The 26,511-nt window shown below is 69.5% G+C and carries 23 protein-coding genes; 13 read left to right on the forward strand and 10 right to left on the reverse strand.

Annotated elements, in window-relative coordinates; all coding sequences use genetic code 11:
• Nucleotides 1-78: 78 nt before the first annotated feature.
• The gene (locus AB0B82_RS19680) at nucleotides 79-762 is read right to left on the reverse strand and encodes a DUF4097 family beta strand repeat-containing protein (RefSeq protein WP_360170040.1); all 684 of its coding nucleotides are present in this window, start codon (nucleotides 760-762) and stop codon (nucleotides 79-81) included.
• 188 nt (nucleotides 763-950) lie between these two features.
• Nucleotides 951-1,796, reverse strand: a complete 846-nt coding sequence (locus AB0B82_RS19685; RefSeq protein ID WP_360170043.1) for an aminoglycoside phosphotransferase family protein — start codon at nucleotides 1,794-1,796, stop codon at nucleotides 951-953.
• 82 nt (nucleotides 1,797-1,878) lie between these two features.
• Here AB0B82_RS19685 and AB0B82_RS19690 point away from each other — a divergent pair, with 82 nt between their 5' ends.
• The 4 genes from AB0B82_RS19690 (at nucleotide 1,879) to rsgA (ending at nucleotide 5,655) form a co-directional block, all read left to right on the forward strand.
• Nucleotides 1,879-2,610, forward strand: coding sequence for a DsbA family oxidoreductase (locus AB0B82_RS19690; protein ID WP_360170046.1), 732 nt, complete (start codon nucleotides 1,879-1,881; stop codon nucleotides 2,608-2,610).
• A gap of 153 nt (nucleotides 2,611-2,763) precedes the next feature.
• On the forward strand, nucleotides 2,764-3,342 hold the full coding sequence (locus AB0B82_RS19695) for a DoxX family protein (RefSeq protein WP_360170049.1): 579 nt from the start codon (nucleotides 2,764-2,766) through the stop codon (nucleotides 3,340-3,342).
• Between the two features lie 49 nt (nucleotides 3,343-3,391).
• Entirely contained in the window at nucleotides 3,392-4,660 is a 1,269-nt protein-coding gene (aroA, locus tag AB0B82_RS19700) for a 3-phosphoshikimate 1-carboxyvinyltransferase (RefSeq protein WP_360170052.1), read from the forward strand.
• Nucleotides 4,660-5,655 carry a ribosome small subunit-dependent GTPase A gene (gene rsgA / locus AB0B82_RS19705; protein WP_360170055.1) on the forward strand — a complete coding sequence of 332 codons (996 nt, stop codon included), beginning with the start codon at nucleotides 4,660-4,662 and terminating at the stop codon, nucleotides 5,653-5,655. Before aroA ends, rsgA begins: the two co-directional genes overlap by 1 nt.
• Here the strand turns inward: rsgA and AB0B82_RS19710 are convergent.
• Nucleotides 5,637-6,116 carry a DUF2231 domain-containing protein gene (locus tag AB0B82_RS19710; protein ID WP_360170058.1) on the reverse strand — a complete coding sequence of 160 codons (480 nt, stop codon included), beginning with the start codon at nucleotides 6,114-6,116 and terminating at the stop codon, nucleotides 5,637-5,639. The genes rsgA and AB0B82_RS19710 overlap by 19 nt on opposite strands.
• Before the next feature lie 146 nt (nucleotides 6,117-6,262).
• Between AB0B82_RS19710 and hisN the strand changes: the two genes are divergently transcribed.
• From hisN to AB0B82_RS19725, 3 genes are all read left to right on the forward strand, one after another.
• Nucleotides 6,263-7,042, forward strand: a complete 780-nt coding sequence (hisN, locus tag AB0B82_RS19715) for a histidinol-phosphatase (RefSeq protein ID WP_360170061.1) — start codon at nucleotides 6,263-6,265, stop codon at nucleotides 7,040-7,042.
• A gap of 157 nt (nucleotides 7,043-7,199) precedes the next feature.
• Nucleotides 7,200-8,513: a pitrilysin family protein gene (locus AB0B82_RS19720; RefSeq protein WP_360170064.1), complete on the forward strand. Its 1,314-nt coding sequence runs from the start codon at nucleotides 7,200-7,202 to the stop codon at nucleotides 8,511-8,513.
• Complete coding sequence (locus AB0B82_RS19725; protein WP_360170067.1) at nucleotides 8,510-9,859, forward strand: pitrilysin family protein; 1,350 nt, start codon at nucleotides 8,510-8,512, stop codon at nucleotides 9,857-9,859. Before AB0B82_RS19720 ends, AB0B82_RS19725 begins: the two co-directional genes overlap by 4 nt.
• Nucleotides 9,860-9,904: 45 nt before the next feature.
• Here the strand turns inward: AB0B82_RS19725 and AB0B82_RS19730 are convergent, their stop codons facing one another.
• Nucleotides 9,905-10,330, reverse strand: a complete 426-nt coding sequence (locus tag AB0B82_RS19730) for a CBS domain-containing protein (RefSeq protein WP_360170070.1) — start codon at nucleotides 10,328-10,330, stop codon at nucleotides 9,905-9,907.
• Nucleotides 10,331-10,634: 304 nt separating this feature from the next.
• Here AB0B82_RS19730 and AB0B82_RS19735 point away from each other — a divergent pair, with 304 nt between their 5' ends.
• The gene (locus AB0B82_RS19735) at nucleotides 10,635-12,113 is read left to right on the forward strand and encodes a PxKF domain-containing protein (RefSeq protein WP_360170073.1); all 1,479 of its coding nucleotides are present in this window, start codon (nucleotides 10,635-10,637) and stop codon (nucleotides 12,111-12,113) included.
• Nucleotides 12,114-12,279: 166 nt separating this feature from the next.
• On the opposite strand, the gene AB0B82_RS19740 is transcribed toward AB0B82_RS19735, so the two are convergent.
• Together AB0B82_RS19740 and AB0B82_RS19745 are read right to left on the reverse strand one after the other, a co-directional pair.
• The gene (locus tag AB0B82_RS19740) at nucleotides 12,280-12,927 is read right to left on the reverse strand and encodes a response regulator transcription factor (protein ID WP_360170076.1); all 648 of its coding nucleotides are present in this window, start codon (nucleotides 12,925-12,927) and stop codon (nucleotides 12,280-12,282) included.
• Nucleotides 12,928-12,979: 52 nt separating this feature from the next.
• A complete protein-coding gene (locus AB0B82_RS19745; RefSeq protein WP_360170079.1) occupies nucleotides 12,980-14,320 on the reverse strand; it encodes a sensor histidine kinase in 1,341 nt (446 codons plus the stop codon).
• 1,397 nt (nucleotides 14,321-15,717) lie between these two features.
• On the opposite strand from AB0B82_RS19745, the gene AB0B82_RS19750 reads away from it, so the two are divergent.
• Both AB0B82_RS19750 and AB0B82_RS19755 read left to right on the forward strand, forming a co-directional pair.
• The gene (locus AB0B82_RS19750) at nucleotides 15,718-16,929 is read left to right on the forward strand and encodes an MFS transporter (RefSeq protein ID WP_360170082.1); all 1,212 of its coding nucleotides are present in this window, start codon (nucleotides 15,718-15,720) and stop codon (nucleotides 16,927-16,929) included.
• Nucleotides 16,926-17,597 carry a hypothetical protein gene (locus AB0B82_RS19755; protein ID WP_360170085.1) on the forward strand — a complete coding sequence of 224 codons (672 nt, stop codon included), beginning with the start codon at nucleotides 16,926-16,928 and terminating at the stop codon, nucleotides 17,595-17,597. Before AB0B82_RS19750 ends, AB0B82_RS19755 begins: the two co-directional genes overlap by 4 nt.
• A gap of 57 nt (nucleotides 17,598-17,654) precedes the next feature.
• Here the strand turns inward: AB0B82_RS19755 and AB0B82_RS19760 are convergent, their stop codons facing one another.
• The 4 genes from AB0B82_RS19760 to AB0B82_RS19775 all read right to left on the reverse strand — a co-directional run bounded on the left by AB0B82_RS19760 (nucleotide 17,655) and on the right by AB0B82_RS19775 (nucleotide 22,145).
• Nucleotides 17,655-18,482: a carbohydrate ABC transporter permease gene (locus tag AB0B82_RS19760; RefSeq protein WP_360170088.1), complete on the reverse strand. Its 828-nt coding sequence runs from the start codon at nucleotides 18,480-18,482 to the stop codon at nucleotides 17,655-17,657.
• A 115-nt stretch (nucleotides 18,483-18,597) separates the two neighbouring features.
• Entirely contained in the window at nucleotides 18,598-19,539 is a 942-nt protein-coding gene (locus AB0B82_RS19765) for a sugar ABC transporter permease (protein WP_360170091.1), read from the reverse strand.
• A 25-nt stretch (nucleotides 19,540-19,564) separates the two neighbouring features.
• Nucleotides 19,565-20,953 (reverse strand): extracellular solute-binding protein, encoded by a 1,389-nt coding sequence (locus AB0B82_RS19770; protein WP_360170094.1) that lies wholly within the window; start codon nucleotides 20,951-20,953, stop codon nucleotides 19,565-19,567.
• 190 nt (nucleotides 20,954-21,143) lie between these two features.
• Nucleotides 21,144-22,145 carry a hypothetical protein gene (locus AB0B82_RS19775; protein WP_360170097.1) on the reverse strand — a complete coding sequence of 334 codons (1,002 nt, stop codon included), beginning with the start codon at nucleotides 22,143-22,145 and terminating at the stop codon, nucleotides 21,144-21,146.
• A 106-nt stretch (nucleotides 22,146-22,251) separates the two neighbouring features.
• On the opposite strand from AB0B82_RS19775, the gene AB0B82_RS19780 reads away from it, so the two are divergent.
• The 3 genes from AB0B82_RS19780 to AB0B82_RS19790 all read left to right on the forward strand — a co-directional run bounded on the left by AB0B82_RS19780 (nucleotide 22,252) and on the right by AB0B82_RS19790 (nucleotide 26,245).
• Complete coding sequence (locus tag AB0B82_RS19780; RefSeq protein ID WP_360170100.1) at nucleotides 22,252-22,857, forward strand: TetR/AcrR family transcriptional regulator; 606 nt, start codon at nucleotides 22,252-22,254, stop codon at nucleotides 22,855-22,857.
• Nucleotides 22,858-22,976: 119 nt separating this feature from the next.
• Complete coding sequence (locus tag AB0B82_RS19785; protein WP_360170102.1) at nucleotides 22,977-23,762, forward strand: ABC transporter ATP-binding protein; 786 nt, start codon at nucleotides 22,977-22,979, stop codon at nucleotides 23,760-23,762.
• On the forward strand, nucleotides 23,759-26,245 hold the full coding sequence (locus AB0B82_RS19790) for an FtsX-like permease family protein (RefSeq protein WP_360170105.1): 2,487 nt from the start codon (nucleotides 23,759-23,761) through the stop codon (nucleotides 26,243-26,245). The genes AB0B82_RS19785 and AB0B82_RS19790 overlap by 4 nt, the downstream gene beginning before the upstream one ends.
• Nucleotides 26,246-26,511: the final 266 nt, after the last annotated feature.

Consider the following 26,511-nt stretch of genomic DNA (forward strand, 5'->3'; position numbering starts at 1 on the left):
CCAACACCTGATCAGCCACCACATCGGCCGGACCGCGTCGCGCGGCCCGGCCGATCTGCGAGGTCAGAGGCTGCGGGGTCAGAGGCTGCGGGCGACGATGTCGCCGACGGCGGTAGTGGCGTGGACGGTGAGTTCGGCGGCGGCGCCCACGCTGTTCTTGAGCGCGTTGTCGATCCGGCCGGTGGAGGTGCCGGCGTCGAGCGTTCCGGAGACGCCGGGGGCGGCGACGACCTCCACGTCGCCGACGTCGGTACGCAGGACGAGGTCGCCGCGGACAGCCTCGGTGATGCGGATGTCGCCCTTGCTGGTCCGGATCTCCGCGGGACCGTTCAGGCGGCCGACCGTGACGTCACTCGCGGACGATGTGATCCGGGCGCTCGTGACGTCCGCGAGCTCGATCGGGCCCTGGGCGCTCTCGACGATCACGTCGCCGAGGCGGCCGGTGGCGCGCAGTTCGACACTCGCCGACCGCACCTCGGCCCGCGAACCGGTCGGGAACTGGACGGTGACCGCGACGGCGCCGGACGGACCGAAGTACTGGTTCCTCGCGACGACCTCAACGCGCAGGACGCCGTCGGCGTAGCTGACCTGGGCCTCGTCCGCGGCCTTGACGTCACGGCTCTTGGCGGCGTTCGCCGGCAGGACCTCGACGACTGTGTCGGCGCGGTCGGTGGCGACGAACTGGACGCGGCCGGCGGGGATGTTCAGTACGGCGTTGATCGCCTGGGTGGTAGTGAACTGGGTGGTGGTGAACTCGGGCATGGTGGTGCCTTCCTGATGCGCTGGACCGGTTGTTGTTGACACCAACCTCCAGGTCCGCGCTGACACCGAACCGCCGCCGCACTGACACGGCACCGGCACGCCTGTCAGAGCACCTGCCAGAGCACCTGTCAGGAGGCCTGTCAGAGCACCTGTCAGGACGCGTCTCGGCGTCCTCGTGGGGTGACGCGTCAGAGCGGTCGCAGCACCCGGTCCAGGGCGGCACGGCCGATCGGGCCCCAGTGCGTCTTGCCGCCCGGAATGCCCCGTTCGCCGTTGATCCCCATCGCGATCAGGAACAGTGCGCGCGACACGGCCCACCCGCGCGCCCGCCGCACCGTGGCCTCGTCCGCGCCGTATGCGTCCAGGAAGCGCTCCGGGGCCGGCAGCAGGATCCAGGCCGACGCCACATCGTTCGCCGGGTCACCGGCACCGATCTCCTCGAAGTCGACCACTCCGGCGAGCGTGCCGTCGGCAACCACCACGTTGGCCGGGTGCAGGTCACCGTGCAGCCACACCGGCACCCCGTCCCACGCCGGCGCCGCCAGCGCGTCCTCCCACACCGCCTTGATCTCGTCGCCGCGGCCGACGTACTCCTGCACCTGCTCGAAACCCGGTGCGGACGGCAGCGTCGACCGGTCGCTCGCCGGCACATCGGCCGGCGCTTCGGTGTGCAGCGCCCGCAGGAAGCCCGCCAGTACGTCGGCTGCCGCCGGATCGCTGATCGGCGTGTGCTCCCCGGGAACCCCGTGCACCCAAGTGGTGACCAGCCAGGTCCGCGGGAAGCGGTCCGACGGCTCGACGAGGTGGACCGGGACAGGGATCGGCAGCGGGAGCTGCGTGGCAAGGTGCGGCAGCCACGTGTGCTCCTTGCGGAGCGGTTCGTGCCACTGGTTGCTGCGGGGAATCCGGAGCGCCAGGTCGTCACCCAGCCGCCACATCTGGTTGCCCCAGCCGCCGACGACCTCCTTCAACGGCAGCTCGGCCAGGTCCGGGTGGTGCTCCTTCAGCAGGCTGCGTACGAAGTCCTCGTCCATTTCCGGGTCCATGGACCGTCAGACGCGTCACACCGGTGCCTAGTTGGGAATAGCTGCAAGTAATCGTCAGTTGGCGACCGTTATGCGCATTGATGTGTGGTCCGACGTCGTCTGCCCGTGGTGCTACATCGGCAAGCGCCGGCTCGAACAGGCCCTCGCCGACAGCGGCGACACCGCCGAGATCGTCTGGCACAGCTTCCAGCTCGACCCGTCCTCGACGAACGACGACCCGCGGGACCTGGCGACCCGGCTGGGCGAGAAATACGGTCGCGGGCGCGAATGGGGTCTGCAGGCGAACGCACACGTCACCGAGGTGGCGGCCGAGGTCGGCCTCGAGTACCACCTCGACCAGGCGAAGCCGGTCAACACCGGCGACGCACACCGCCTCCTCCACCTGGCCCGTGAGCTCGCCGAGGCCGGGGAGGTTCCCGCGGACACCCAGGGCCGCCTCAAGGAGCGCCTGCTCAAGGCCTACTTCACCGACGGCCTCCCGGTCGGCGACCACACCACGCTGACCGAGCTGGCCACAGAAGCCGGTCTGCCGGAGGCCCGTGTGCGAGAGGTGCTCGCCGGTACCCAGTACGCCGAGCAGGTCGCGGCCGACCAGGCGCAGGCGCTGGCGTACGGCGCGAACGGCGTACCGTTCTTCGTCATCGACGAGAAGTACGGCGTCAGCGGCGCGCAGCCCGTCGAGGTCTTCGCGGAGGCCCTGCGCCGCGCGAACGCCGACCACAAGCCGGTCACCCTGATCACCGCCCCGGGCGCCACGAACACCGACGACCCCACCTGCGGCCCCGACGGCTGCCCCATCTAGTCCGCCCGGCGCCCCCGGGCGACCGTCCACACCCCGCCGGGACCACCCACACGCTGTGACGGGCCGGCCGGCTGCGTCAGGGTGGTACTGCTTGCGTCAGCGGGTGGGTCGTGGGTACCGGGGGATCTACGGAACGTGGTGTATGAAGGAGGCATGACTGTCGTGCGCGCACTGGCCAGGCCGTTGCTGTCCATGATTTTCGTTGTCCAAGGTGCGAACTCGATCCGCAACCCGGAGCCGCTCGTGCCCAAGGCGCAGCCGGTGACGGACCGGTTGGTTCCGATGGTGAAGCAGGTCGCGCCCCCGCAGGTCAGCGACCGGATCCCCGAGACCACGGTCAACCTGGTCCGGCTGAACGGCGTCGTACAGGTGGTCGGCGGCCTGGCGCTGGCGACCGGCAAGGGCCGGCGGCTGGGTGCGAGCGTGCTGGCGGCCACGCTCGTGCCGGTGACCGTCGCCGGGCACCCGTTCTGGCAGGTGAAGGACAAGGAGACCCGGCAGGCGCAGCGGATCCAGTTCATGAAGAACCTGGGGCTGCTGGGCGGGCTGCTGCTCGCCGCGGTGGACACCGAGGGCAAGCCGGGCGTCGCCTGGCGGGCCACGCACGGTGCCCGGGCCGCGAAGCGGGAGACCAAGCGCGGAGCCAAGGCTGCGAGGCGCGAGGCGAAGCAGCTGGCCCGCGAGACCAAGCAGGCCGCCCGCCTCGCGAAGGCTGAACTGCACATCGGCTGATCCCGATGGCCTAGGCTCAGGGCAGAAACACACTGAGCTGAGGAGTGGGATGAGCGAGCAGGGTTGGGCGGCACCGAAGGCCGGCGGAGCGGTGAGCGGTACGGTCACGGTGCCCGGATCGAAGTCGATCAGCAACCGCGCACTCGTTCTGGCAGCCATCGCCGACGGACCGTCGCACCTGACCGGTCTGCTCGCGGCCCGCGACACCGCGCTGATGCGGTCGGCGCTGGTCTCGCTCGGCGTCACGATCACCGAGAGCGGTTCGACCGTGACCGTCACCCCGGGTTCGCTCAAAGGCCCGGCGAGCGTCGACTGCGGTCTGGCCGGCACCGTCATGCGGTTCGTCCCACCGATCGCTGCGCTGGCCGACGGCGAGATCGCCTTCGACGGCGACCCATACGCGCGGGAACGCCCGATGAGCGTCATCCTCGACGCCCTGCGCACGCTCGGCGTCCAGATCGACGACGGCGGCACCGGCCGGATGCCCTACACCGTCTCCGGCACCGGATCGGTCCGCGGCGGCAAGGTGACGCTGGACGCTTCCGGGTCGAGTCAGTTCGTGTCGGCGCTGCTGCTGGCCGGCGCCCGGTACGACGAGGGCGTCGACATCCGCCACGACGGCAAGCCGGTGCCTTCGCAGCCGCACCTGGACATGTCGGTGGCGATGCTGCGCGAGCGCGGCGTCCAGGTCGACGACTCCGAGCCGAACCGCTGGGTGGTTGCCCCCGGCCCCATTCGCGCGCTGGACACCGCGATCGAGCCGGACCTGTCCAACGCGGCGCCGTTCCTGGCCGCGGCCGTCATCACCGGCGGCTCGGTCACGGTGACCGGCTGGCCCGCGGAGACCACCCAGCCGGGCGGACAGCTCGGCGACATCTTCACTCGCTTCGGCGCCGAGGTCACCCGCACCGCGGACGGTCTGACCGTGCGCGGCACCGGCCGGGTGCAGGGCTGCGACCTCGACCTGAGCGAGGTCGGCGAGCTGACGCCGGTGATCCTCGCGGTGGCCGCGTTCGCCGACGGACCGTCGTACCTGCGGGGCATCGCGCACCTGCGCAACCACGAGACCGACCGGTTGGCTGGGCTCGAGACCGAGTTCAACGCGCTCGGCGGGGACGTCAGGCAGCTCGACGACGGGCTGGCGATCCGCCCGAAGCCCTTGCACGGCGGCCTGTTCCACACCTACGCCGACCACCGGATGGCGCACTCCGCCGCCGTCCTCGGCCTGCTCGTCGACGACCTGCGGATCGAGAACATCGAGACGACGGCGAAGACCTTGCCCGAGTTCCCCCAGCTGTGGTCGGAGCTCGCCGGCTGATGTCGCGGTACGACGAGGAGGCCCGTTTCGACCGGCCCAAGCGCCGCACCCGGCCACGGACCAAGGATCGCCCCTCGTACGACGACGCCGTCGAAGGCTTCGTCATCACCCGCGACCGCGGCCGCTACACGTGCTGGGTCGAGGACCGCCGGGTGACTGCGATGAAGGCCCGCCAGCTCGGCCGGAAAGGAGTCATCGTCGGCGACCGGGTGAAACTCGACGGCGACGCGAGCGGCGAGCAGGGCACCCTGGCCCGGATCGTCGAGGTCCTCCCCCGCACCACGCTGCTGAGACGCTCGGCCGATGACGACGACCCGGTCGAACGCCCGCTGGTCGCGAACGCCGACCAGCTCGTGATCGTTGCCGCGGTTGCCCATCCGGAGCCGCGGACCGGGCTCATCGACCGGTTCCTGGTCGCCGCGTACGAGGCCGGGATGCGGCCGCTGCTCTGCCTCACCAAGACCGACCTCGGCGATCCGGAGCCGTTGCTGTCGATCTACCGCCCGCTCGGCGTCGAGTCGGTCGCCACGCACCACGGCGGCGACCTGACCGAGCTGCGCGAACAGCTCCACGACCGCACCAGCGTGCTTGTCGGGCACTCCGGTGTGGGCAAGTCCACGCTGGTCAACGCGCTCGTCCCCGGTGCCGATCGCGCCATCGGTGTCGTCAACGAGGTCACCGGGCGCGGACGGCATACCTCGACGAACACCGTCGTACTGCAACTGCCGGACGGCGGCTGGCTGATCGACACCCCCGGGATCCGCTCGTTCGGCCTGGCCCATGTGGAGCCCGAGACCCTGATCCACGCGTTCCCGGATCTCGAGGAACTTGCCGCGGACTGTCCGCGCGGGTGTACACACGCGATCGACGCGATCGACTGCGCGCTGGACGAGGCCGTCGCGGAGCACCGCGCGGATCCGGCGCGGGTGGCGTCGTTCCGGCGGCTGCTCGCCTCCCGCGAGGGTCGCGCCGCGGACTACTTGGCCGGCAGCTGACCCTCCCACACCGCCCGGGCGCCGGCGTCGCCGGTGCGAACGGTCTGCCAGATCACCAGTACGGCGATCACCACGACCGCGGCCTGCGTCAACAGCTCGAGCGGGCGGCTGGTCCGCGCCTCGCCCGCCGGTCCGCGTTCGCGCAGCAGCAGGAAGGCAGCCACGGCGACGACCGCGAAGATCAGGCAGTACCAGAACAGCAGGTTGCCGCGCTGCTCGTGCAGCTCGACGGCCTTCGCCAGCGTCGGCACCGCCGCGACGAACGCCTCGCCGCTCTCCTTCGCGACGAACGCCATCACCAGCGAACCGACGCCGAGCACGAGCGCGGGCCAGCGCAACAGCCGGCGCCAGCGCGGTACCAGCGCGAACACGATGGCGGTCAGCGCGGCCACAGGCAGCAGGACCACGGTCAGGTGGATCACCAACACGTGCAGCGGCAGGTCCCCGATGCGCTCGAACATTGACGCCTCCCGGCGGTCGTCATTCCTGGTCGGACACTACTAGAACGTTCAACGACCTGGATCGGTTCACCGCGCACCGCAACCGATCCGCAACTCCTGCCGGACAGCCGAAGCGCTGTACCCGGTGTTCAGGCTAGCCTTCCGGCATGCCTTCGCACACGGATGACCTGAGGCTCGCCCACATCCTGGCCGACGACGCGGACTCGACCACGATGGACCGCTACAAGGCGCTCGACCTGCACGTGGCCACCAAGCCCGACCTCACCCCGGTGAGCGAGTCGGACAAGAAGGTCGAGGACGTGATGCGCAAGACGCTGGCCCGGGCGCGGCCGCGGGACGCGTTCGTCGGTGAAGAGGACGGCACCACCGGCTGGGGCGTGCGCCGCTGGGTGGTCGACCCGATCGACGGCACCAAGAACTACATCCGCGGCGTCCCCGTGTGGGCCACGCTGATCAGCCTGATGATCGAGGACCAGGTCGTCGTCGGGGTGGTCTCCGCGCCCGCACTCGGCAAGCGCTGGTGGGCGTCGTACGGCGACGGCGCCTGGACCGGCCGCGCGCTGCACTCGTCGCAGCCGTGCCGGGTCAGCGACGTGAGCCGGATCGAGGACGCCTCGCTGTCGTACGCGTCGCTCAAGGGCTGGGAGAAGATCGGCAAGAAGAACCAGTGGGCCGAGCTGATGGACTCGGTCTGGCGGACCCGCGCGTACGGCGACTTCTGGTCGTACATGCTGGTCGCCGAGGGCGCGGTCGACATCGCCGCCGAACCCGAGCTGAACCTGTACGACATGGCCGCGCTGGCGATCATCGTCGAGGAGGCCGGCGGCAAGTTCACCTCGGTCGACGGCGCCCCGGGTCCGAACGGCCCGAACGCCGTCGCCACCAACGGCCGCCTGCACGACGAGGTCCTGAAGCGCCTCGAGTGACGATGGTGTGTCACCTCATTAGGTAGAGCACCGCCGAGACGCCGTACGCGCGGAGCGAATCACGCTCAGGTGCACCACCCGGCACCCGGCACGTCCTGTCGAGAGTGCACACGTCAGGGCCCGCGAGGGAGTTTCGCGACCACGTAAGGTGGCCGGTATGCCCTTGACGTACGCCATCGCGGAGCAGACGCTCGACAACGGCCTGCGGGTCGTCGTGAGCTCGGACCGCGCCGTCCCGATCGTCGCCGTCAACCTCTGGTACGACGTCGGGTCGCGCCACGAACCGCCGGGGCTGACCGGGTTCGCGCACCTCTTCGAGCACCTGATGTTCCAGGGCTCGCGCAACGTCGCCTCCGGTCAGCACTTCAGCCTGCTGGAGACCGCCGGCGCCAGCCTGAACGCGAGCACGTTCTTCGACCGCACCAACTACTTCGAGTCGCTGCCGAGCGGCGGCCTGGACCTCGCGCTCTGGCTCGAGGCGGACCGGATGGGCTACCTGCTCGACGCGGTCAACCAGGAGAACCTCGACAACCAGCGGGACGTGGTGAAGGAGGAGAAGCGGCAGTCCTACGACAACCGCCCGTACGGCGACTCCTACGAGCGGCTGGTTCGGCTGACGTTCCCCGAGGGACACCCGTACGCGCACATGACGATCGGCTCGATGGCCGATCTGGACGCGGCGTCGCTCGAGGACGTGCACGCCTTCTTCCGGAAGTACTACGGTCCGAACAACGCGGTGCTGAGCATCGTCGGCGACGTCTCCCCCGACGACGCCTTCGACGCCGCCAAGCGGTACTTCGGCCAGCTGCCCGCGATCCCTACGCCGCCACCGGCGCCGGACGGGACGATCGGCCCGCTGACCGAGGTGCACCGCGAGGACGTGGTCGACGACGTACCGTCCGACCTGGTCACGATGATGTTCCGGCTGCCGGTCGACGGCACGCCCGAACTGGACGCGGCCGGGCTTGCGCTCGACGTCCTCGCCGCCGGGCAGAGCGGCCGGCTGAACCGGCGCCTGGTCCGCGACGAGCAGATCGCACAGTCGGTGTCGGGTGGTGCGCTGCCGCTGGTCGGCGGGGTCTCGTTCGGCACGCTGACCGGGATCGCGTCCGACGGCGTCGACCTGCAGAAGGTCGAGGACGCGCTGCTCGAGGAGATCGAGAAGCTGGCCGAGAACGGCGTCACCGAGGACGAGCTGGCCACCGTGCAGGCGCAGGCCGAGCGCGATTGGCTGGAGCAGCTCGCGAGCTGTGCGGGCCGGGCCGACGAGATCTCGCACTACGCGTTGCTGTTCGGTGACGCGAACCGGATCAACACCCGGATCGACCAGATCCAGGCCGTGACCGTGGACCAGGTGCAGGCTGCCGCGCAGAAGTGGATCCGCGCCGCGGGCCGCGCCCAGGTCACGTACCGCCGCCAGGAGACGGCCGCCGGTCAGGAGACCGCTGCCGAGTCGGGAGCAGACGCATGAACCAGGTTCTGACCACCCCACCGGCCGTCGGTGCGCCGCGACCGTGGAAGTTCCCCGAGGCGGTCACCACCCGGACCGCTGTCGGTACGCCGGTGCACGTCTTCGACCGCCCGGGGCAGTACGTCGCCACCGTCCGGGTGACGATCGCGATGCCGCTGATCGCCGAACCGCGCGAGTTCGAGGGCGTCGCCACGATCATGTCGCGGACCCTCGACGAGGGCACTGAGCTGCACTCGGCCAACGAGTTCGCCGCGGCCCTCGAGCGGCACGGAGCGGCGTACGGCGTGGATGTCAGCTCGGACGCGTTGCACGTCGAAATCTCGGTGCCGGTCTCGCATCTGGCGCCGGCGGTGCAGCTGCTGGCCGAGGCGATCACACGGCCCGCGTTCAACACCGCCGACGTCGGGCGGCATGTGACGATCCGGCTCGGCGAGATCAACCAGGAGCGGGCCAACGCCGGGTACCGGGCGCGCGAGGCGTTCGCGGCGTACCTGTTCGACCCGTCGACGCGCAGGTCGCGGCCGACCGCAGGCCGGCCGGACACGATCCGGCCGCTGACCAACGTCCAGGTGGCCGAGTTCTACCGGAACAACATCGGCCCGGAGCGGGCCGAGATCCTGTTCGCCGGTGACGCGACCGGCGTGGACGTGGCCGGGATCATCGACGAGGCGTTCGGCAACTGGACGTCAGCCGCCGGGCCCGCGCTGGAGACGCCGGAACCGATCTACATCCCGGGCAATCGGGTCGTGCTGGTCGACCGGCCGGGCTCGGTGCAGAGCCAACTGCTGATCGGTTGTGCCGGCCCCGACCGGCGCGACCCCGCGTGGGGTGCGGCCGCGGTCGCGAACCACGTGGTCGGCGGCACCATCACCTCGCGCGTGGACACCGTGCTCCGCGAGGAAAAGGGCTACACCTACGGGACGCGGACGAGCTTCTCGGCGCCCCGTAAGGGCGGCACGTTCAGCCTCGGCGGCGCCGTCCGCACCGAGGTCACCGGCGCCGCGATCGGTGACGCGCTGCGGATCCTGCTGGAGGCGCGCGAAGGCCTGACCGAGCAGGAGGTCCAGGAGGCGAAGGACAGCCTGATCCGCACCGCGCCACTGCGCTACGAGCAGGCCGATTCGGTCGCGCAGCAGGTCGGCAGCAACATCGCGAACGGCGTACCGATCGACTTCGCCGACACCTACCTGCGCACGATCGCGGAGACCACCGCCGCCGAGGCGACCGAGGCTTACCGCCGGTACGTCGGCGCCGACGGACTGCTCGTGGTCGTCGTCGGTGAGGCCAAGGACGTCCGCCCGCAGCTGGAATCCCTCGACCTCGGCGAACTGATCGAGGCCGAATAACTTCGTCGCTCCCGCCCCCGAGCCAGGGGGCGGGAGCGCTGTGCATCAGCTGGTGATGTAGTTCGAGAGTTGCTCGCGCTCGAACTCGAGTTCGCCGATCCGGTGCTTGACCACGTCGCCGATGCTGACCAGGCCGGCGAGGTTGCCGTCGACAACGACCGGGACGTGTCGGATGCGTTGCTCGGTCATCAGCCGCATCAGGTTGTCGATCAGGTCGTCGGGGGTGCAGGTGTGCACCTCGGACGTCATGATCGCGCTGACCCGGACGTCGCCGGCGTTCGGCGTACCGTGCAGGAGCCGGACGATGTCCCGCTCGGACACGATGCCCGCGACGGACGTGCCGTCCGGGCTGACCACCACGGCACCGATGTTGTGTTCGGCCAGTAGCGCGAGGAGCTCGGTGACGGTGGCCTCCGGGGAGATGGTGACGACCTCGGTGCCCTTGCCGCGCAGTACGTCGTTGATCTTCACGGAACCTCCTGGAGATCGAGGACCAATACCCAAAGGTAACGAAAACCTGGCCGCTGCGGCAGGGCTGCGGATGTCACAACCGGTGACAACGAAGGACAACCGCACCTCGTTGCCGACGGCACCGGCCGGTCACCGTGATCCGCTGACATCTACCCTCCCCCGCAGGTCAGATGCTCACCGGCGTTTAGGTACTTGAACGCTCAAAAGGACCTTTGTCCCTGGCCAGCCGCACTCCCTGCTACGTAGCGTTACGGCAATCGGTGCGCACGAACGGTGCGTACCGCCAGCGGGGAGAGGCATTCCATTGACCAAGTACGTCACGACGGCACGGCGCGCGGCCCTGGGGACCGTGGTCGCGGCGGCCGTCGCCCTGACGGCCGGCGGCATCGCGTACGCCGACAACATCAACGACTCGATCGAGGGCAGCTCGACGGTGACCCTGGTGGCCGGCGACCCGGCCTCCACCGGCACCGCCAAGGTCAAGGTCGTCGCGAACAACGGCGACGGCGAGACCGGCTGCAACATCGATGCCGGTGAGAAGCTCGTCATCACCTTCGACACCCCAGCCGGCGTCACCGCCACGCCGGCCTCGATCACGTTCACCGACTGTGTGGAGGTGCCGGTCAGCTTCAGCGCTGCCACCGGCGCGGCCGAGGGCACCGTGACGGCGACCATCACCACGAACACGGCCGGGCCGGGGACGTTCAAGAACAACGTCCAGATCCCGGTGCGGATCACGAACCCGGTCGTCACGGCGCCTGATGCCGATCAGGACGGCGTACCGGACGCGTCCGACAACTGCCAGGCGGTCGCCAACGCGGACCAGGCCAACGCCGACGGCGACGCGCTCGGCGACGCCTGCGACAGCAACTCGTACGCGCCGGTGGTTTCCGGTGCTCCTGAGGACAAGAACGGCTCCGAGGGCTCCGCGCTGAGCACCTCCGGCGCGTTCACCGACGCCGACGGCAACTCGACCCTGACGATCAGCAAGGTCAGCGGCGCGGGCACCGTTACCGACAACGGCGACGGCACCTGGTCGTGGTCGCACACCGCCACCGACGACGCCTCGGGCAGTGTGGTCGTCCAGGCCACCGACGGCGAGCACGCCGCCGCGACCGCGTCGTTCTCCTGGACCGCCGCGAACGTCGCGCCGACGGTCGGCCCGGTCGTCGCGACCCGGACCAACGCCTGCGCCGTGTCCGTCAACGGGTCCTTCACCGACCCGGGTACCGACGACACCCACAGCGCGGCGATCGCCTGGGGTGACGGCAGTACGACGACCGTCGACCCGGCGTCGGCCGCGGTTACCGGCTCGCACACCTACACCGCCGACGGCACCTACACCGTCGTCCTCACGGTCACCGACGACGACGGTGGCGAGGACGCGGGTAGCGCGTCCTTCACAACGCAGCACACCGCGAGTGCGCTGCTGCAGCCGATCAACGCCGGCGGCAGGCAGAGCGTGTTCAAGCTCGGCAGCACCATCCCGGTCAAGATCACGGTCACCGGGTGCGACGGCGCGGCGGTCACGACACTGACGCCGACCGTCTCGCTGGCCAAGGTCGACAGCACGGCGGACGCCCAGGTCAACGAGACCACGGTCGACGTCGCCGCGACCAACGGGCAGCAGATGCGCTGGTCGGACACGCAGTACATCTACAACCTGTCCACCAAGCTCAGCCAGCAGACCGGCGGCGCACTGACCGCCGGCTCCTACAAGGTCACCGTCTCCGACAGCAGCTTCACGGCTCCGGTGTCGGCGCAGGTGGACCTGAAGAAGTAAGGCCTCCGGGGGGTAGACCGAATCGCGAGGGCGGTAAGGAGGGAGACCGCCCTCGCGATCGGTCCACTGGCACCGGAGGTTGCTGCGTGCGGCGCCGCGTTGCCAGCACGGCTCGATGCGGGCCGGCGCTGTTCGGGCCGGCTACGGCTCTTCGCGGAGCAGCCGGCTACGGCTCTTCGCGGAGCAGGTCGAGGGCCGACTGCCGGTCCTTGACGCGGAGCTTGCGCAGCACCGAGGAGATGTGCACCCGAACGGTCGTCGGCGACAGGAACAGTCGCTTGGCGACCTCGTCGGTGGTCAGGCCCTCGGCGAGCAAGGCCATCACCTCCCATTCGCGGGAACTGAGCAGGCTTGCCGGTTTCGAGCGCCGCCCCAGCCGCCGCTTCCCCGGATCCCGGAACTCGTCGAGGATGCGGGCCACCAGCGCTCTTGGGATCGCGGCCTCGCCGGACAGTACGCCGCGCAACGCCGCCGGTAATCGCTCGGGATCGGTGTCCTTGAGCAGGTAGCCGGAAGCACCGGCCCGCAGCGAGTCGAACAGATCGTTGTCGTCGCGCGACACGGTCAGCATCACGATCGCGGTTGCCGGCAGCAGCCGGGAGATCTCCGCAGCGGCCCGAATGCCACTGCCGGGCATGTGGATGTCGAGCAGTACGACGTCAGGCTCGTACTCCTGAGCAAGCCGCACCGCCTCCGGCCCGGTCCCCGCCTCAGCACAAACCTCGAACCCGCCGGCCTCGAGCGCGTGCCGAATGTGCGCCCGGAGTTGCGGATGATCGTCGGCCATCACCACCCGGCGCGGTTCGGCAGTCATCGACGGACCACCACGCCTGCAGCGCTGCGGTACCAGCACCGCTTCGGTTCGTTCACCATGTGATCGTCACCCTTGTCCCCCAGCCCGGCCGCGACTCGATCGCGAAGGTTCCCGGCAGCGCCTCGGCGCGTTCGCGCATGCTGACCAGCCCGAACCCCGCATACCGGGTCGCCGGGTCGAACCCCGGTCCGCCGTCCTGGACGACAAGACGACTTCCGTCGGCGTCACGCCCCAGTTCGACCCGGACACGGTCCACCTTGCCATGACGGACCGCGTTCAGGACGGCCTCGCGGGCGATTCGCACCAACGCGTGCCGCTGGGCCCGGTCGACCACGATCGCCTCGTCCAGCTGCAGGTCGAGCACCACGCCGTACCGCTGGGAGAGCTGCTCGACGGCCCGGTGCAGCACCAGCCCGAGCGGTTCGTCGTCCGGCCGGCCGAGTGCCTCGACCATCTGCCGTGTCTCGTCGAGCGCGCGATCTCCGGCGGCGAGGATGCGTTCGACCCGGGGCGGGTCGGCCTCCCGGAAGCCGGTGACCTCGGACCGGATGTACCCGAGTTCCTGGAGTACGCCGTCGTGCATCTCGCGCGCCAGCCGCCGCCGGTCCTCCGCCACGGCGGCCTGCGCCTGCAAGGCCCAGTGGCGACTGATCTCACGGCCCGCGGCGACGAGCAGCAACAGGTACGACGCGGTCCGCAACAGACTGCCGGAGTACAGCGAATCTGCGCGCTCCGGCGGGAACACCAGGTAACTCAGCCGCGCGAGCGCCCCGACCGCGCACGCCGGCCCAAGCCAGCGCAGCAGCTCGTCGTCCCGGCTGCGTGCCTGCAGGGTGAACGCCACCGCTGCCACCGCGAAACAGGTCAGAGTGAGCAGTTGCGGAACCAGCCGGGTCTCAGTGTCGGGATCCGGCGGCAGCGAATCCCTGCGCCAGTAGACGATCGCGGCAACCACCAGCATCGCCACGACGGCCGGAGCCAGCGCCCAATGCCGCCATCCACGCCTCCGCGCCAGACGATCCGGACTGAGCGCCGACGCGGCGATCAGCACGGTGCCGACGATCCGCAGCGCGGGCGGCAACCAGTTCCCGAACGCGCCGGTCTCGCTTGCCACGAGCGTGACAGTCAGCAGCGCGTTCGCCGTACCGAGAACGACCAGGCCCTGTAACAGCAGCAGGTCCTGACGTTTGTACGTCCGCCGGAAACGCCCGTACACCAGAAACGCGAGCAACAGCGCGATGCACGCGTTGACCGTCTCGAGCGCCAGATGAATCTCGGCGCTCCGCCCGCCGAACTCACGCTCCCACCGCCCCACGCCCACCGAGGCCGCTGCAACGAGCACCAGGAGCCCCAGCGCGACGCTCCCCCGTACGCCCCATACCCGGCCTCTCACAACCACCGACCGTACCGCCGAACCCACACCCCCCGGAAACACCCACCACTTCGGGTCACCCCCCGATCACCCAACCCACCCCATCCCACCGCACCCCCATCCCACCGCACCACCGCCCCCGCCGCCCCCGCCGCCCCCGCCGCCCTCCGCCCCACTGTCCGCCCCACTGTCCGCCCCACTGTCCGCCCGGCTGTCCGCCCGGCTGTCCGCCCGGCTGTCCGCCCCACTCTCCGGCTACGACACTCTCCGCATCGCCCGCTCCACGGTCTGCCCCCGACAAGCCACATCCCACGTCTGCGCGAACCCTCCACTTCGGGGGGGCAACCCCTCAACTGGAGGGTTGCCCATCCAAAATTCGAGTGGGCAACCCTCCAGTTGAGTGGGTAACCCTCGGGCGGTGGAGCGTGGGATGTGACGCGTGAGGTTGGCGAACCCGGCGCAGAGGTTGGTGCACTCGGCGCAGAGGTTGGTGCACTCGGCCAAGAGGTTGGTGCACCCGGCGCAGAGGTTGGTGCACTCGGCCAAGAGGTTGGGGCACCCGGCGCAGAGGTTGGCGAACCCGGCACGCGGTGACTGTTCGACGTGGCGGTGGGGCGGCGTGGCGGTGGGGCAGCGTGGCGGTGGGGCAGCGTGGCGGTGGGGCAGCGTGGCGGTGGGGCAGCGTGGCGGTGGGGCAGCGTGGCGGTGGGGCAGCGTGGTGCGGCGTGCTGGTCTGCGGCGTGGTGGCGTGGTGTGGTGGCGTGGTGTGGTCGGTGGGGGGTCCGGGTTTCCACCGTACGGTGGGTTCACCCACCGTGTTGTGGGTTCCGCACCCCTCACACGGGTCAGGAACCCACAACACGATGGGTAAACCCACCGTGCGGGAACACGCGCGGTCGTCCAGCGCGGGCGCCGACTCGGTCACCCAGACCCACCCAGGGATCGGTCACAAGCGCCCGGACATCCCGTCGCGTAGCAGTCCGGCGACCGAACCCGCCCAGCTCAGGGGCTGGCCCGGTCGTCTGACTGATGGAGGTCAGTCGGCCGAGCAGGTTGCCCCTTCGGCTGGAGGGTTGCCCATCCGAATTTCGAGTAGGCAACCCTCCAGTTGAGTGGGCAACCCGACGCGCCGGCGCCGGGGTGGGTGTGAGCGCGAGCCGTGCTGGCGCGCGGGGCGCGGCAGAGGCACGGCGCGCGGGACGTGGGGCACCGAGGTACGGCGGCACGAGACGCGGCAGGACGTGGGGCACCGAGGTACGGCGGCACGAGACGCGGCGAAAGGCACGGCGGCGCGGCGGGGTGGGACGCGGCGAAAGGCACGGCGGCGCGGCGGGGTGGGACGCGGGGTATGGGGCGCGGGGTGTGGGTGTGGGGTGCGTAGGATCGGCGGGTTGGTTCTGGCGGGCGGGGAGGCTTGGGTGGGGTTTCGGCAGGACCTGGCTGTTTTGCGGCATCGGGACGTGCGGATCTTCGTGTCGGCGCGGTTCGTCTCGATTCTCGGGTCGGCGATCGCGCCGGTGGCGCTGGTGTTCGCGGTGCTCGACGTGTCGCACTCGCCGACCGCGGTCGGCACGGTACTGGCGGCGCGGAGTATCCCGAACGTCGTGTTCTTGCTGATCGGCGGTGTGATCGCCGACCGGTTGCCGCGGCACCTGGTCCTGGTCACCGCCAACACGGTCAGCGGACTCACGCAAGGATTGGCCGCCGCCCTGGTTCTCAGCGGGCACGCAGCGATCTGGCAACTGGCGGCGATCGAGGCCGTCAACGGCGTGGCGGCGGCGTTCGTGATGCCGGCGATGACCGGGATCCTGCCGTCGATCGTCGACCGGGGCGAACTGCCGCAGGCCAACGCGCTCGCGGGGTTCGCGCGCTCGTCGGCGATGATCGGCGGCGGCGCCGTCGCGGGCCTCATCGTCGGTTTCACCGGACCGGGCGTGGGGCTCGCGGTCGACGGCGTGACGTTCCTGGCCGGCGCGTTCCTGCTGTCCCGGTTGACGATCCCGCGCATCGAGCGGCAGCCGAGTTCGGTTCTCACCGATCTGCGCGAGGGCTGGCACGAGTTCGTGTCCCGGCAGTGGGTGTGGGTGATCGTGCTCGCGTTCGGTCTGCTCAACCTGATCTTCACCGCGTGCTACCAGGTGCTCGGCCCGGTGATCGCGGACGGTACCTTCGGGCGCGCCGGCTGGGGTGTGGTCAGCGCCTGCTTCGGCGCCGGACTCGTTGCCGGCGGCATCGTCATGCTGCGGCTCAAGCCGCGTTATCCGGTCCGCGCCGGCATGTTCGGCATGCTGCTCGCGGTTCCGATCATGCTGTGTCTGGCGCTGTTCCCGCAGCTGTGGGTGATGATGATCGCTGCGTTTGTCCTCGGCATCGGGTTCGACGTGTTCGGGATCGGCTGGGAGACCGCGCTCGGCCAGCATGTACCCATCGACAAGCTGTCGCGCGTCGCGTCGTACGACATGCTGGGCTCGTTCGTGACCGGTCCGATCGGGCAGCTCACGGTCGGGTACGTCGCCCTCGCGGTCAGCGCCCGCGCCGTCGAGCTGTACGGCGCTGTGCTCTTCGCGGTGATCGTCCTCGCAACGCTGGTCGTCCCGTCGATCTGGAACCTGCGTAGGCTGGAGGCGTGAGCTCGATCGTCCCAGGACCCCAGAAGAAGCTCGAAGAAGAGATCACCGCGGCCCGGGCCGGCGCCAAGCCGCTGGATGCCCGTGATCTCAACCCGTCCGCGCCGCGCCACGAGGCGCTGACCGGTCTCGACGACTGGCCCGAGTCGCTGCGCTCGGCGGTCGAGACGGAGTACACCCGCGTCGCGGCGCTCGACTCGAACCGCCGCAAGACCGCCGACCTCGCCGTACCCGGGCTGGTCACCGCGCTCGACACGCTGCTCGAAGGGGTCGCCGACCGCATCCAGGCCGGCAAGCCACGGCTGTTCGGCAGGGCGTCGGCCGGCGAGGCATCGCCCGAGGCCGCGGGCATCCTCGGCATCCCGTCCGACGAGCTCGAGGCCGTATCCGGCCGCGGCGAGCACCGTACGGCGCTGCGCACGATCAAGCAGCTCCGCTCGCAGCTGAAGGAACTCGCGGACACTCCCGACCACGCGCGGCTGACCCGCCTGACCACGTTCGTGATCCGCCTGGCCGTCGTCGTCGACGCCGACCCGCAGACGGCCACCGCCCTCGCGCCGATCGCGCTCGTCCGCTTCGCCGAGTCCGCCGTCGACCCGCAGCGCAGCGCCACCTTCGCGGAGAAGCTGGACTCCTGGATCCACGCCCGCGCAACCCTCGGCTCCGACTGAATGCGCAGCGCCCCTCCCACCAGCTGGGCGGGAGGGGCGCTGCGTCCGTCGTCGGGGTCAGCCCTTGATGGCGCCGCCGAGGGCGAACGCGCCGCCGAGCTTGCGGCTGAGCAGCAGGTACAGCAGCAGGACGGGCGTGGTGTAGATCAGCGAGTACGCCGCCAACTGTCCGTAGTTCGGTTCGCCGTACTGGCCGAAGAACGTGAAGATGCTGACCGACGCCGGCAGCCGCTCCGGAGAGAGCAGCAGCATGAACGGGACGAAGAAGTTCCCCCACATGCCGATGAACGTGAAGATCAGCACGACCGAGATGCCCGGCCACATCAGCGGCAGCACGATCGCCCAGAGTGCACGCATGTTGCCCGCGCCGTCGACCCAGGCCGCTTCCTCGAGCGAGATCGGTACGCCGTCCATGAACGTCTTGGTCAGCCAGATCGCGAACGGCAGCGAACTGGTGGCCATGAACATGATCGTGCCGCCGATCGTGTCGACCAGGTTCAGCTGCACGAACAGGCCGTACACCGGCACCATCACCGCGGTGATCGGCAATCCGGTGGCGAACAGCACCGTCAGCAGGAACGGCCGGTTGAACCGCGTCTTGAACCGTGACAGCGGGTACGCCGCGAGCACCGCGCATACCATCGTCAGCAACGCGGCACCGCCGCAGAGCACGACACCGTTGAGCACCGGCCGGTACGTCGTGTCGGTGTTCAGGACCGCCTTGAAGTTCTCCAGCGACGGGTGCGTCGGGAACTCGACCCGCAGCCCCGCGGTCCGGTTGATCGACGCGAACAGCACCCACAACAGCGGAAGCACGAACAGTACGCCGATCGCCAGCAGCACCAGGTTCGACGCCAGCTTGCTGATGCGGTCGCGCGCGATCATGGGGCCTCCCGGTCTGGACTGAGGAGCGCAGGGAGCGCAGCGACCGGAGCGACGAGGGAAGACCGGGAGTCGAAGCCCCATGACCTCCGGCGACGGAGTCGCGGAATCTGCACTGTCATGCCGCCTCCGAATTCAAGCCACGCAGGTAGATCAGCGAGAAGACCGCGCCGATCGCCAGCATCACCAGGGCGATCGCAGTGCCGTAGCCGATCTGGGAGAAGCTGAACGCCTGCTCGTACATGTACAGCGGCAGCGTCTGGCTCTTGGTGCCGGGGCCGCCGCGGGTCATCGCGTAGATGAGGCCGAACACGCTCAGCGTCTGCAGCGTGATCAGCATCAGGTTGGTCATGATCGCGCGGGTGATCATCGGCAGCGTCACGAACAGCAGCCGGCGCCAGCCGCCCGCGCCGTCCATCTCGGCCGATTCCTCGATCTCCTTGGGAATCTCGCTCAGCGCGGCCGAGTACACCAGCATCGAGAACGCCGTACCGCGCCAGATGTTGGCCAGCGACACCGCGATGATCGGTGCCGCGTACAACCAGTCCTGACCGGGCAGGCCGACCGCGTGCAGCATCACGTTCAGCGTGCCCTCGTCGTTGAAGAACGCGCTCAGCAGGTACGCCGCGACCACTTCGGGCAGCACCCACGCGCCGATCACCGCGGTACCGACGAAGTTGCGCACCAGCTTGGTGGACTTGCGCATCAGCAGCGCGAGCCCGAGGCCGAGGGTGTTCTGCCCGATGATCGCGGAGATCAGCGTGAACACCAGGGTCAGCCAGATCGCGTTCGTGAACGCGCCGCTGCCGAAGGCCTTGCGGAAGTTGTCCAGGCCGACGAACTTGACGTTCGCGGCGCCGGTGCCGGTGAGCGCCATGTTCGTGAACGCGGCGTACACGCAGTAGATGATCGGGCCGGCCAGGAAGACCAGCATCAGTCCGATGGCCGGGGAGAGCGGCAGCATCCGGAGGAAGTTCGCGGCCCGCGGTTTCCCGCTCCCTCGCGACGTCTTGCCGGAGGGAGCGGGAGTCGAGGCCGTCGGAGCGACAGTTGTCGTCACAGGCAGGGTTCCTTGATCGGTTCGGCTACTGGCCCGAAGTCGTCTTGTCCTTGCCGACGATCCCTTCGACCGCTTCGTCGTAGTTCTTCGCGGCCTCGTCCGGCGACGACTGGCCGGTCATCACGGCTTCCATCGCGGTGATGATCTCGTTGGAGACCTTCGGGTACTCCGCGAACGCCGGACGGTAGACCGTCACCGACACCAGGTCGGTGAAGAACTGCGTGCTCTTCGCGGAGGTCTTGTAGGTCTCATCGGCAGCGACGTCCTTGCGGACCGCGATCTGCGCACCCTCGGTGGCGTACTCGGTCGCGTTCTCCTTGGTCTGCAGGGTCTTGATCAGGTTCCAGGCCGCGTCCGGGTTCTTGGACTTGGCCGGGATCGCCCAGGTCCAGCCGCCGGACAGGCTGACCTTGCCCTTGCCGCCGCCGTCCTGGGTCGGCATCGCGGTCTGGCCGAGCACGGTGGTCCACTGCGGCCACGGCTTCGCGCCGGTCTGCTGCCAGTTGTTCGGCAGCCAGGAGCCGTCGAGGTCGATCGCCAGCTTGTTCCCGGGCAGCAGTTCGGTGCCGACCTTGCTGCCCATGTTCGGGTCGAGCGCCTGCTTCGGCGACGGCGCCAGGCCCTCGGAGTAGATCGTCTTGATGAAGTTCAGCGAGTCCTTGAAGCCCTGGCTGCCGACGACCCACTTCTGCTGCTCGTTGTTGTACAGGCTGTCCTTGGTGCCGTAGAGCAGCATCTCGAAGCCCTGCATCGCGGACGCTTCACCCATCGGCTTGCCGGAGTACACGTTCAGCGGGATGACACCGGGCAGCTTCTGCTTGATCGTCCGGGCCGTGCTGAGCACGTCGTCCCAGGTCTTCGGCTGCCAGTCCTCCGGCAGACCGGCCTGCTTGAACAGCGTCTTGTTGTACCAGAGCGCCCGCGTGTCGGTGCCGTCCGGGATGCCGTACGTCTTGCCGTCACCGGCCTTCGCGGCGCCCTTGGCCGTCTCCTCGAACTGGTTCCACTGGTCCCAGTCCTTGATGTAGTCGTCGAGCGGCCGCAGGTAACCCGCGGTGATGTCGGAGTTGATCAGGAAGGTGTCCTCGTAGACCACGTCCGGCGCGGTGTTGGGCGACCGCATCATCAGCTGCAGCTTGGTGTAGTAGTCGTTCTCCGAGGCCACGATCGGCAGGATCTCGACCTTCGAGCCGGGGTTCGCGGCTTCGTACTCGGACTTGACGCCGGTGAGGAAGTTCTTCATCACCGTGCCCGGACCCCACTGCTGGTAGGCGATCTTGATGTTCGCCGGACCGGCGCTCTGCGAGCCGCCGGCCTCCGGTTCCTTGGTCGTCGACCCCTGGCTGCAGGCCGTGACCGCCAGCAGCAGCGCACTCGCGGCGGCCGCCACTGTGAAACGTTTCCTAGACATCATTCAGGTCCACCTTCGGGCAATCGTTGTCATGCCAGTACCACGACTCAAACCTGCGGGCTTTCCCGCGACCGTAGGAGCCTCGGACGGCGGAAGTCAATGCTTGACAGACAACGTTGTCGCGGCGGACGCGCGGCAACGCGGTGACTCGGACGTAACGATCCGGTCACCGCGTTGTCATACGACTACTTTGTCACGCGGCCATCACCGGCGCCTCCTGACGAACGCTCTCGGTACGGCCTCGGCCACGCAGAGCTCCGATTCCGCAGATCACAACTCCGAGCAGTAGCCAGCCTCCGAGTACCGCGAGCGGGCGGCCGATACCTGCGCCGTCGAAGTAGCTCACCGAGCGCAACGCCGTACCCGCCGCGCCGGGCGGCAGCAGCTGACCGAGCGCTCCCCAGCCGCTCGGCAGCATCTCGGGCGCACTCGTCATCCCGGACAGCGGGTTGCCGAGCAGCATCATCACGGCGCCGCCGAGCGCGATCCCCGCCGTACCCATCAGCCACTCCAGACCGAGCACCGTCAAGCTGATCGCCGCGATCGACAGCGCGATCACACCCGCGTTACCGAGGTAGCTGCCCTCGAACGAGCCGAGCCAGTACTGCAGTACGGCGGCCAGCGCGAGACCGCCGGCGACCGCGAACCCGAGCGCGCCGACGACCCGCTTGGCGCCGGGGCGCACCAACTGGGTCAGCACGCCCGCAGCCAGTAGCCCACCGAGCACGAGTGGCAGCGCACCCGCGGCCAGGCCGGCACCGCGCGGGTCGTCCTCCGGCAGCGGTACGACATCGGTTACCTTGGCCGGGCTCTGCGGCGAGATGTGGCCGGCGAGCTGGTTCAGGATCTGTGCGACTGCTGGGCCGGCCGCGGAGGCGGTCAGCACCTCCGGCTGTGCCTGATTCAGGACGATCGCGCCGTACGCGTCCCGGTCCTTGATCCGCTGCACTGCTGCCTCCCGATCCGGTACGGCGGTGAGCTCGAAGCCACCCGGCATCGCCTGCTCGAGACCTGCCTCGACCTGCTGGACGGCGGCGGGCGGACCGGCGACCACGAGCGGCAGGTCCCGTGGTCCGGAACGGGCGGCGGGCCAGGCGAACGCGATCAGCAACACCGTGAGGATCGCGGTCAGCAGGGTGACGACGGCGATCAGGGGCGGCCGGCGACGGTCGGCCGCGTGCGCCTGAGTGCTCATGGCGGTACTCCCTCTGTTATAAAACCGAATGCTCGTTCTTTATGGTCCGAGCTTGGCCTCGGCAGACCCGGTTGTCAAGAACGAATATTCGTTTTATGTTTCTGACATGCCGAAGGTCACCGAGGAACACCGCCTGGCCCGCCGCGCGCAGATCGTCGCCGCGGCCCGCAGTTGCGTGATCGAGCAGGGCTTCCACAAGACGACGATGGCGGACGTGATCCGCACCTCCGGGCTGTCCGCGGGCGCCGTTTACGGCTACTTCAAGAGCAAGGAGGAGATCGTCGGCGCGATCGCCGAGGACGCGCTGAGCACGGTCGACGAGTTCTTCAACACGCTGCTCGCCTCCTCGGAGCCGCTGTCGCCGCTAGCTGCGCTGGACGCCGCGATCCACCAGGTCGTGGCGATCGCCGAACGGCCGGGCGGCGACGTCACGCGGGTCGCGGTGCAGGCCTGGGCCGAGTCGCTGCGCAATCCGGAGGTCAAGGCCATCGCGGTCGGCAAGTACAGCCAGCTCCGCGAGCACATGGAGGCCGTCGCCCGGCGCGCGCAGGCCGACGGCACCCTCGATCCCGACACCGATCCGCGCTGGATCGCCCAGGCGATGTTCGGGCTGCTGCCGGGGTTCATCATCCAGCGGCTGCTGATTGGCGACGTCACCGCCGACAACTTCACCGCCGGTCTCCGAGCCCTCTTCGGCGCCGGCAAGAGCTAGGGATCGAGTCCCCTGAATCCGCAGGGGTAGCCGGACGTGTCGATGGTGGGGTTTCGTCCACCCCGGTCGGCGGTTCAGCACCATGGGCGCGCGCTGCGTCGCTCCCTAGCGTCTTCGGTATGAGGAAACGGACGCAGGAAACAGTCGACGGGGCCGGATACTCGGTCGTCCTGCAGGATGTACGCCGGGTCTACGGCCGTGGCGCGAACGCGGTCACCGCCCTCGACGGAATCTCGATCAAGTTCGCCCCGGGCACCTTCACCGCTGTGATGGGTCCGTCCGGTTCGGGCAAGAGCACGTTCCTGCACTGTGCCGCCGGACTCGACCGGCCGACGTCCGGCAGCGTCGTGATCGACGGCCGGCCGCTGGCCGGGCTCAAGGAACGGCAACTCACCGAGCTCCGCCGGGAACGCATCGGCTTCGTGTTCCAGTCCTTCAACCTGCTGCCCGCGCTGACGGTCTGGCAGAACGTCTGCCTGCCGCAGGAACTCGACGGCCGGCGCCCGAACAAGGCCGCGGTCCGTCAGGTGCTGGAGCGCGTCGGCCTCGGGGACCGGCACAAGCACCGGCCGGGCGAACTGTCCGGCGGCCAGCAGCAGCGGGTCGCGATCGCCCGGGCGCTCGTCGCGCGGCCGGCGGTGATCTTCGCCGACGAGCCGACCGGCGCCCTCGACACGCAGACTGCGGCCGACGTCCTCGACCTGTTGCGCGAACCGGTCCGTACCCAGGGTCAGACCGTGGTGATGGTCACCCATGACCCGGTCGCTGCGTCGTACGCGGACCAGGTCGTGTTTCTCGCCGATGGCGTGCTGGCCGGAAGCCTGGCCGCGCCGACCGCCGAGGCCGTTGCCGACCGGATGACGCACCTGGGTGCGCGTTCCAAGCTGCAGGCGGTGGCGGGATGATGCGGCTGGCCGTCCGAACCTTGCGTTTCCGCAAAGGTGGATTCATCGCAACGTTCGTCGCGGTCGTCTTCGGTACGGCGATCGTGATGGCCTGCGGTGGCTTGATGGAAACCGGGATCCGGTCCAACGTCGCGCCCGAACGCCTGGCCGGCACCGCACTCGTTGTCACGGGCAAGCAGTCGCACCATCGGCCCGGGGTCGAGGATCCCACTCCGCTCAGCGAGCGGGTCGGGGTGCCGGTCTCGCTGCTGCCGAAGATCCGTTCAGTGGCGGGCGTCTCGTCCGCCGTCGGCGACTACACCTTTCCGGCCGTGTCCAGCGGCAGCGGTCCGGCGTCCACGGTCGTTTCCGAAGGTCACAACTGGGCCGGGGCGGCGCTTGCTCCGTACCCCTTGAGTCATGGGCGCGCGCCGCGGCCCGGCGAGGTGGTTGTTGCCTCGGGCAAAGTCGGCGATCGGCTGACACTGCTCATCGGAGGCGAACCGAAAACGTTTTCCGTTAGCGGTATCGCTGCCGGCGCCGCGGGTCACGCCTTCTTCGCGGATGCTGACGCGGCGCGCTTCGTCACCAACCCGGATCGCTTCGCCGACGTCGGCGTCCAGGTCGCCCCCAATACCGACCTCTCCGCTGTGAAGGAGCGGCTCGAGGCAGTCGACCCCGGTCTGACCGTCCGCGCCGGTATCGACCGCGGTCTCGCGGAGCATCCCGACGCGGAATCCCGCCGTACCGCGTTGATCGCGATCGCCGGCTCGTTCGGCGGCATCGCCACGATGACAATGATGTTCGTGGTCGCGTCGACGTTGGCGTTGTCGGCGCAGCACCGGGAACGTGAGTTCGCGTTGCTCCGCGGAATCGGTACGACGCCCGGTCAGGTACGGCGGATGATCCTCGGCGAGGCCTTGCTGGTGTCGCTGCCAGCTGTGGTCGTCGGCGCTGTTCCGGGGGTCTTTCTCGGTCGGTTCTTGTTCGACAAGCTGAGTTCGCACGGTGTCGCGTCGCCGGTGATCGAGTTCGCCCAGGGATGGATCCCGTTCGCTGCCGGCGCGGGAGCGGCCGTCCTCGCGGCGGTCGGCGCGGGACTGATCGCCGCTCGGAAGTCGGCGCGGATCAGGCCGGTCGAGGCTTTGGCCGAAGCATCGCTGCAGCGGCGGTGGTTCAGCTGGATCCGCTTGCTGTTCGGGTTGCTGTTCCTGGGCGGTGGGCTGGCGCTGTTGATCGTAACGATGACGGTGATGTCCGGACCGCTCGCAGGCTCGACGGCGGGCCCGTCGATCCTGTGCTGGGCGATCGGGGTGGCGTTGCTCGGCCCGTTCTGGACGAAGCTGGTCCTCGGGTTCTGGCGGTGGCCGGTCCAGGCGCTAACCCGGGTGAACGGCCGGCTGGCGATCCGCAACCTCTCCGCCCGTTCGGTCGCGCTGTCGTCGGCGGTGATCCCCGTGATGCTTGCCGTCGGCATCTCGACGGCCAACCTGTACATGCAGACCACGCAGGTACATGCGTCCGCCGAGGCGTTCACCCGCGACCTGCGCGCGGACGCCGTACTGGTGTCTGACGCCGGCCTCGCGCCGAAGCTGCTGTCGGACGTGCGCGACGTACCTGGTGTGGCGAGCGCGTCGGCGTACGTCCGCAGCATGGGCGCCGTCGACGATCCACGTAAGGCTCCCTTCGACGAGGACGGCGCGCCGTTGGTGGGCGTCGACGCGCAGGGTTCCGATGGCCCCGCACCGGTTCGGCTGACCGGCGGTTCGCTCGCCGGGCTGACCGGGTCGACCGCCGCGGTCCCGGAGTACATGGCCGCGAAGACTGGTCGCGGGATCGGGTCCGAGATCACGGTCACATTGGGCGACGGTACGCCCGTCAAGCTGCGGGTCGTTGCGACGTTCGCGGCCGAACGCGGGTACGAGTCGATCATCCTGCCCGCATCGCTGCTCGCCGCGCACACCACAGACGGTTTGACGAAGCAGTTGCTCGTGCGCGCCGAGCCCGGTGCTGACGTACGACCGGCACTCGCTGAGCTGGCCGCTGCACACCCGGGTGTGCAGGTCGCTGACCGGAGTGCTTTGGTTGCCTCGAACATCGAGGACCTGCAGACGCAGGCGTGGGTCAACTACTTGCTCGTCGGCATGCTGATCGCGTACACCGCGGTGTCGGTCGTGAACACCCTCGTCTCCACCACACTCCGCCGCCGCCGCGAGTTCGCCCTCCAACGACTGACCGGCTCCACCCGATTCCAGGTCCTCCGCATGCTCACCACCGAAAGCACCTTGATAGCCCTTACCGGCATCACCCTCGGCACCGCGGTCGCCCTGGCCTGCCTCCTCCCCTTCTCCACCAAGGTCGCCAACAGCCCCGTCCCCACCGGCCCACTCTGGATCTACCTGACCATCGCCGCCGCAGCCGCCCTCCTGACCTTCACCGCGACCCTCATCCCGGCCACCACCACCCTCCGCCACTCCCCCACCCAACCCACCCACACCGACTGACCCAATCCATCTCCCACCGACGCCCTGCACTCCCGCCCGTTCCCCAACGGCCCGCCCGTTCCCCAAAGGCGCGCCCCGTTCCCCAGGTAGCCGGGCCTTCGGCATTCACCTCACCCTCCACCCCACGCCACCCGTCGGGCGCATGAACACCAACTGGTCCCAGAGCACAGGAAATAACCTGTCCCCACCCCCGAGATCCCGTCCCCACCCCCGAGATCCCGTCCCCACCCCCGAGATCCCGTCCCCACCCCCGAGATCCCGTCCCC

Origin of the sequence: Kribbella sp. NPDC048915, from assembly GCF_040649595.1 — a bacterium.
Taxonomy (GTDB): Bacteria; Actinomycetota; Actinomycetes; order Propionibacteriales; family Kribbellaceae; genus Kribbella.

Bases quoted from the DNA above. Each gene is read 5' to 3' on its own strand.
- AB0B82_RS19680 (WP_360170040.1), bottom strand. From the start codon at position 762: ATGCCCGAGTTCACCACCACCCAGTTCACTACCACCCAGGCGATCAAC.
- AB0B82_RS19685 (WP_360170043.1), bottom strand. From the start codon at position 1,796: ATGGACGAGGACTTCGTACGCAGCCTGCTGAAGGAGCACCACCCGGAC.
- AB0B82_RS19690 (WP_360170046.1), top strand. From the start codon at position 1,879: ATGCGCATTGATGTGTGGTCCGACGTCGTCTGCCCGTGGTGCTACATC.
- AB0B82_RS19695 (WP_360170049.1), top strand. From the start codon at position 2,764: ATGACTGTCGTGCGCGCACTGGCCAGGCCGTTGCTGTCCATGATTTTC.
- aroA (WP_360170052.1), top strand. From the start codon at position 3,392: ATGAGCGAGCAGGGTTGGGCGGCACCGAAGGCCGGCGGAGCGGTGAGC.
- rsgA (WP_360170055.1), top strand. From the start codon at position 4,660: ATGTCGCGGTACGACGAGGAGGCCCGTTTCGACCGGCCCAAGCGCCGC.
- AB0B82_RS19710 (WP_360170058.1), bottom strand. From the start codon at position 6,116: ATGTTCGAGCGCATCGGGGACCTGCCGCTGCACGTGTTGGTGATCCAC.
- hisN (WP_360170061.1), top strand. From the start codon at position 6,263: ATGCCTTCGCACACGGATGACCTGAGGCTCGCCCACATCCTGGCCGAC.
- AB0B82_RS19720 (WP_360170064.1), top strand. From the start codon at position 7,200: ATGCCCTTGACGTACGCCATCGCGGAGCAGACGCTCGACAACGGCCTG.
- AB0B82_RS19725 (WP_360170067.1), top strand. From the start codon at position 8,510: ATGAACCAGGTTCTGACCACCCCACCGGCCGTCGGTGCGCCGCGACCG.
- AB0B82_RS19740 (WP_360170076.1), bottom strand. From the start codon at position 12,927: ATGACTGCCGAACCGCGCCGGGTGGTGATGGCCGACGATCATCCGCAA.
- AB0B82_RS19760 (WP_360170088.1), bottom strand. From the start codon at position 18,482: ATGATCGCGCGCGACCGCATCAGCAAGCTGGCGTCGAACCTGGTGCTG.
- AB0B82_RS19770 (WP_360170094.1), bottom strand. From the start codon at position 20,953: ATGATGTCTAGGAAACGTTTCACAGTGGCGGCCGCCGCGAGTGCGCTG.
- AB0B82_RS19775 (WP_360170097.1), bottom strand. From the start codon at position 22,145: ATGAGCACTCAGGCGCACGCGGCCGACCGTCGCCGGCCGCCCCTGATC.
- AB0B82_RS19780 (WP_360170100.1), top strand. From the start codon at position 22,252: ATGCCGAAGGTCACCGAGGAACACCGCCTGGCCCGCCGCGCGCAGATC.
- AB0B82_RS19785 (WP_360170102.1), top strand. From the start codon at position 22,977: ATGAGGAAACGGACGCAGGAAACAGTCGACGGGGCCGGATACTCGGTC.
- AB0B82_RS19790 (WP_360170105.1), top strand. From the start codon at position 23,759: ATGATGCGGCTGGCCGTCCGAACCTTGCGTTTCCGCAAAGGTGGATTC.